Annotated in this window: 2 protein-coding genes; one reads left to right on the forward strand and one right to left on the reverse strand. The window is 52.9% G+C overall.

Features of this window, described 5'->3' with window-relative positions:
* Positions 1-49 precede the first annotated feature (49 nt).
* Entirely contained in the window at positions 50-205 is a 156-nt protein-coding gene (locus IT781_RS21790) for a hypothetical protein (RefSeq protein ID WP_194972270.1), read from the reverse strand.
* 715 nt (positions 206-920) lie between these two features.
* Here IT781_RS21790 and IT781_RS21795 point away from each other — a divergent pair.
* Positions 921-1,397: a hypothetical protein gene (locus IT781_RS21795; protein WP_194972271.1), complete on the forward strand. Its 477-nt coding sequence runs from the start codon at positions 921-923 to the stop codon at positions 1,395-1,397.
* The last annotated feature ends 61 nt before the right edge of the window (positions 1,398-1,458 follow it).

The raw sequence follows: 1,458 nt of genomic DNA on the forward strand, positions 1-1,458 counted from the left end.
GATGAGCTGTAAAACTCTGGACTGGATCTGACAGCTGCCAAAATTAGTCTCAATAAAGCTCAAAATCCAACGGATTCTTAGTCTGCTTAATCGTCACTCTTTGCACGGTGTGAGTATAAATCATAATAGTTAAAAACGCGCTCGGAACACCTTTGATTAACAGCGTTTCATATTTTTTAGCTAAATCAAAAGGAATTGCCAACATCGTCATGATCTCCAGAACTGGATATCACGAAATTTTAGGATGATATACAGTTAATGAACATGACTAACATTATAAATTGGTTAACTAACGCCTACAATTAGTTGACAACAAAAAAAGAACAGCGTAAATATGCGGAAACCATATAGCCATTCATTAGGGTCATGTTAAACCCGCGGCGACAGCAACCGCTGTTGCTATAACATTTGAACTTTCAATAGCCTTTTCGTAATCTGGGGTTCTCCCTCAGTGCCTAACATACAAGGCTACTTGCCACAACAGGAGAAATAGCATGATAAATAAGAGGAAAATTATGGATACTGCGTTGCTCACCGCAACAGCAAGCTTACTTACACTCATGCCCATGTCGAATGGCTATGCACAGGAACAATCACCACAGTGCGAGAAGCATGAATACCCTTATAACCAGACGTTGTTCACCTGCCAAGTGCCACAGAACGTCAATCAAATATATATGGTTGCGGGTGGTGGACAGGGTGGGTACGGTACCGGCAGTACAGGTGGGCCAGGTCGAGGAATGATAATCGAAGGCACGGTGCCTGTCATTCCCGGAGAGATACTGCAAATAGGGGTGGGCTCGCACGCGAGCGGACGTCACAAGGGGGCGAGCGGGTGGCAGCCCGGAGTAGGAGCTCCCGGTGGCAGTAGCGGGACAGGTTTTAGCGCGCTTGGTGCCGGCGGTGGCGGGGCAAGCGCCGTGATCGGATCTAGGAGCGGTGTACTCATCGTCGCCGGTGGCGGCGGCGGCGGCGGCGGCCAAGGCGGTGGCGGCGGAGAAAGCAACGGTGCTGATGGCGGCAACGGCGGCAACGGCGCGCTGAATCCCGGCAATGGCGGCAGCGGTGAAGCAGCAGTAGGTGCTGGGGGAAGGGGCGGAAAAGGCGGTCAATCTGGGAAAACCTCAGGCGGTGATGGCACCGATGCAAACTCTGCGGGCGCGGCAGGCGGCGGCGGAGGTGGGGGCGGAGGTTATATCCCCGCCAAGTCTGGTGCGGCAACAGGTGGCGGGGGCGGAGGGCTTGCAGGACAAAACTTGGCTGGCGGGGGCGGCGGGGGCGGCGGCGTGAGCTACATAGTTTCGTCCGCCACTAGTGTTAAGGAGCGTCCTCCTCTGCCAGGTAAAGGGGTAAATGGGTTTGTAACATTTTTCTCATTGGGGCACAGCACTCCATAAATCGGGTTAAGATGGGCAGACGGCTTTATCGTCTGCCCACGCAGAATCTTCCACGAATCTT

Source organism: Methylobacter sp. BlB1 (genome assembly GCF_015476545.1).
GTDB lineage: Bacteria > Pseudomonadota > Gammaproteobacteria > Methylococcales > Methylomonadaceae > Methylobacter.